This window comes from Streptomyces sp. NPDC057654, assembly GCF_042800135.1.
In the GTDB taxonomy this organism is placed as follows: Bacteria; Actinomycetota; Actinomycetes; order Streptomycetales; family Streptomycetaceae; genus Streptomyces.
The window spans coordinates 1-3,966 of record NZ_JBHVHQ010000799.1 but is presented as its reverse complement, the minus strand read 5'-3'; the positions used below and the strand labels follow the sequence as shown (position 1 = coordinate 3,966).

General features: G+C 73.9%; 5 protein-coding genes and 1 pseudogene. 5 read left to right on the top strand and 1 reads right to left on the bottom strand.

Annotated features, from left to right (window positions below; translation table 11 throughout):
• Positions 1-8: 8 nt before the first annotated feature.
• Positions 9-656 carry an alpha-ketoglutarate-dependent dioxygenase AlkB family protein gene (locus ACFU99_RS36110; protein ID WP_384400595.1) on the bottom strand — a complete coding sequence of 216 codons (648 nt, stop codon included), beginning with the start codon at positions 654-656 and terminating at the stop codon, positions 9-11.
• 63 nt (positions 657-719) lie between these two features.
• Here ACFU99_RS36110 and ACFU99_RS36105 point away from each other — a divergent pair, with 63 nt between their 5' ends.
• The 5 genes and pseudogenes from ACFU99_RS36105 to ACFU99_RS36085 all read left to right on the top strand — a co-directional run.
• Positions 720-974: a hypothetical protein gene (locus ACFU99_RS36105; protein ID WP_384400593.1), complete on the top strand. Its 255-nt coding sequence runs from the start codon at positions 720-722 to the stop codon at positions 972-974.
• Positions 975-1,196: 222 nt separating this feature from the next.
• Positions 1,197-1,850 carry a hypothetical protein gene (locus ACFU99_RS36100; RefSeq protein WP_384400590.1) on the top strand — a complete coding sequence of 218 codons (654 nt, stop codon included), beginning with the start codon at positions 1,197-1,199 and terminating at the stop codon, positions 1,848-1,850.
• 109 nt (positions 1,851-1,959) lie between these two features.
• Positions 1,960-2,553: a carboxymuconolactone decarboxylase family protein gene (locus tag ACFU99_RS36095; RefSeq protein ID WP_384400587.1), complete on the top strand. Its 594-nt coding sequence runs from the start codon at positions 1,960-1,962 to the stop codon at positions 2,551-2,553.
• Between the two features lie 131 nt (positions 2,554-2,684).
• The gene (locus ACFU99_RS36090; protein ID WP_384400584.1) at positions 2,685-3,641 is read left to right on the top strand and encodes an STM4015 family protein; all 957 of its coding nucleotides are present in this window, start codon (positions 2,685-2,687) and stop codon (positions 3,639-3,641) included.
• A pseudogene (locus ACFU99_RS36085) lies at positions 3,638-3,966 on the top strand (hypothetical protein); the annotation flags it as partial. The gene ACFU99_RS36090 and the pseudogene ACFU99_RS36085, both read left to right, overlap by 4 nt.

The window sequence follows — 3,966 nt, the reverse complement described above, 5'->3', positions numbered from 1 at the left end:
CGCGTCGGTCACATGCCGCTGACGCGCAGCGTGATATTGAGCCGTCCGGTCAGTCCGAGCGCGGGCGGGGCGGTCGCGGGGAAGGTCCGCGGCACCCCGTGGTAGGCGAGCCGGGACGGGCCGCCGAAGACGAAGAGGTCGCCGCTGCGCAGCTCCACGTCCGTCCAGGGCCGCCCCTTGTCGCTCGTGTTGCCGAACCGGAAGACGCACGCGTCGCCGAGGCTCAGCGAGACGACGGCCGCGTCCGACTTCTCGTCGCTGTCGCGGTGCATGCCCATCCGGGCGTCGGGCCCGTAGAAGTTGATCAGCGCGATGTCGTACGGCTCCGGGCCGGCCCCGAGGGCGTCCTCCGCCGCGCGCTGCGCCAGCTCCCGCAGCCGGCCGGGGAAGGGTTTGACGGGCGCTCCGTCGCCGTCGACGACGGTACGGGCGTAGCCGTAGGGGAACCAGTGCCAGCCGAGCCCGACCGTGCGCACCGACATCTCGCCGCCGTTCGGCATCGTCACGGTCCGCAGTCCGGCGGGCGGCCTGGCCCACTCGCGGCACGCGTGCAGCAGCCGCACCTGCTGGTCGGGATCCAGCCAGCCCGGCACATGGACCGCGCCGGGGGCCGGCTCCGTGACCGGTCGGGGGAAGAGTTCGCCGTCGGCTGTCATGCCTCCATGGTCCTCGACGCTCGCCGGCACGCGCGGCGCGCGGCGGGCGCTTACGGTCGCCCCATGGACTTCAACATCACCGGGGAGGAGGACGCGCTTCTCCTGCGGATCGACGAGCGGCTGACGGCGGGCGACAGCCCGTCGGAGGACGAGCTGGCCGAGGAACTGGGAAACGAGGCGCGGGACCAGTTGCGCTCCTTGGCGGGCAAGGGCTGGCTCGTCCTGGACCGGGCGGCCGAGGAGGGGCCGGTGACGGTCCGTACGCTCACCCCCTTGGCGCAGGCGGCGCTGTCGAACCGGCGGGACGTCGGGGAGTGAGCGGCGCGCGGGACGTCTGAGGGGCGGGCGGCGCGGGGGTGCGGGGCCCGGCGCACAGGGCGACCCGCGGTTCATGGGTCCGGCCCCGTCGCGCCCGTACCTGTCCGACAGTCGTCTGTCGGGCCGGGCCCGGCGGTTCTAGGGTTGGTGTGCCCCGGCCCCCGGCATCGCGCGCCATTGACCTGTCTACGGACGCCGCCGCCCACGGCCGAGGTGAAGTCATTGGACCAGCAGCCGACAGCGTCGGCGTTCCTCGCGCAACCCCGCCTCCTCACCGCGCCGATGTGCTGGGCCGTGTCCGTGCGCCGGACCGACGGCAGCGCCGCCATCGCCGCGGAGCTGCTGCGGGGCGCCCTGTCGGCCCTCGGCGCCGACGGCGGCCTCGCCGCCGCCCTGGCCCGTGCCGTCGGCGGCGCCTGCCGGTTCATGGAGCAGCACAGCCCGGAACGGCAGTACCACCTCTCCATCGACGTCACCGGCAGGCAGTGCGCGGTGACCTGCGCCGATTACGAGGACGCCGCTCCCCCGCCCGCGAGCATGGGGGCGCGCGGCGTCGTCTCCGCGCTCCTGCGCGAGCTGACGCGCGCCGCCGCCGGGGTCGAGATCTACGACCTCCAGGTGCGGGGCGCCGCGGGCTCGGGTCTGCTGGTGGCCTTCCAGGCGGGCGCGCCGCCGCCCCGCCAGGAGGCCGCCGGGCCGCCCGTACCCGCCGACCGGCGGGCCGAACCGTCCGCGGTCGCCGCCAAGGCGCCCGGGGCGCAGCGCCCCGGACGTGCGCGCTGGGAGTCCCCGGACAAGGAGCCGCCGCAGCGGCGGTCCGCGCTGCTGCCGAGCACGCCGATGAACGGCGCCCCGCTGCCGAACGCCTCGCGGTAGGGGCGGAGGCCCTCCTCAGGAGCACCGTGCCCCGATGTCACACCGGATGGCGGCCGGTCCGTCGTACGGACGAGGACGACAGCCCGTACCACTCACCGGAGGCAGCATCATGGCCCGCATCTCCCTCAGCCCACGCCGCACGCTCGCCTACCGAGCCGTGGCATGGGTCTGCAAGCGCCGGTTCGGCACGGAAATCGACCCGGTGGTCGCGGCGTCGCACCACACCCGCGTGCTGCTCACCACCAGCCGTCTGGAGCAGTCCGTCGCCAGGTGGAACACGGTGGACGCCGGGCTCAAGACGCTGGCCGTGATGGCCGCGGCGGCCCACGTCGGCTGCTCCTGGTGCATGGACTTCGGGTACTGGGAGAGCTTCCGGCACGGAATGGACCCCAGGAAACTGCGCGACGTCCCCGTCTGGCGCGACAGCGCGGTCTACACCCCGGCGGAGCGGGACGTGATGGAGTACGCCGAGGCGATGACGTCCACGCCGCCGACCGTCGACGACGCGCTGTTCGAGCGGCTCCGCCGCCATCTCGACGAGCCCCGGCTGGTGGAGCTGACCGCGGTCATCGGGGTGGAGAACCTGCGGTCCCGCGTGAACTCGGCGTTCGGCATCACCAGCCAGGGGTTCAAGGACAGCTGTGACGTCCCGGCCGCGAACCCGGCGTACCGGGCGGACGCGACCGGTTCCGCCGGGCACTGACCGGGCGTTGATCAGGCACTGACCGGGCCTGACGGGGACTGACGGCGCCGTTGTCAGTGGCTCTTGGTAGAACTCTCTTCGCACGCCGTTCCCGCGGTTGCACCGTCCGTACGCGTCAGGAGAGCTCTGCCATGCCCGATGTCGAACACCTCCAAGAGCTGCACGGTCTGCCCGTCTTCGACTTCCCGGAGCCGGATCACGAGGGCGAGCTGCCCGCCGCCGCGAGTGTGGCGTGGCGGATCGCCACCCGGATATGGGAAGACCCGGAGCCCTTCGAGGTCGTCTTCGAGCGGTTCCTGGAGACGGTGGACACCGCGGCCGTGCGGGCGATCATCATCGGCCCGTGGGGCGAGGCGTACGACAACGACTCCAGCCGCGTCGTCGACCGCCTGGTGGCCGCGCGCGACCGGCTGACCGCCCTGGCGGCCGTCTTCATCGGCGATCTGGAGATGGAGGAGGCGGAGATCTCCTGGATCGAGCAGTCCGATGTGACGCCGGTGCTCACGGCCTACCCCGCGCTGCGCGAGTTCGGGGTGCGGGGCGGCACCGGCCTGAGCCTCCAGGCCGTGCGCCACGAGCACCTGCGGACGCTCAGCTTCGAGACGGGCGGTCTCCCCGCCGACGTGGTCCGCGGCGTCGGGGCCAGCGATCTGCCCGCCCTGGAGTACCTGGAGATGTGGCTGGGCGTCGAGGAGTACGGCGGCGACTGCACGGTCGAGGACCTCGCGCCCCTCCTCGCCGGCGACCGCCTGCCGAACCTGCGTCACCTCGGGCTCCAGAACAGCGAGGAGCAGGACGCGATCGCCGCCGCTGTCGCCGCCGCGCCCGTCGTCGCCCGGCTGGAGTCGCTGGACCTGTCGATGGGGGTGCTCACGGACGAGGGCGCGCTGGCGCTGCTCGAAGGCCAGTCCCTCGGCCACCTCAAGTGGCTCGATCTGCACCACAACTACATCGGGGAGGAGATGGGGCAGCGGCTTCGGGAGGCGCTGGAGCCGTCCGGCGTGGAGCTCGACCTCTCGGACGACGACGCCGACGAGGACGAGTGGGAAGACGGCGAGATCATGCGCTACACGGCCGTCGCCGAATGAGCCGGCCCCTCCCCCGCTTCGCGGTCGTCGGCAATCCGGACAACCGGCGGGTCACGCTCTTCACGGCGGCCGTACGGGCGGCGGGGCTGCCCGCGCCCCGCGTCCTGCCGTGGCGCGAGGTGCTGCGGGAGGGGGCGCGGTTCGCGCCGGGCGAGACGGTGCGCGTCGACTCGCCCGGCGAGGAGGCCGAGGTGGAGCGGCTGCTGCGCGGCGCCTCGGACCCGGCCCGCGTCGAGGGGACCGCCCGGTGGTACGCGCGCTTCACCGACGCTGTCCGGGAAGTCGCGGCGGCCGCGGACGCGGCCGGGGCGGCGGTGCTCAGCTC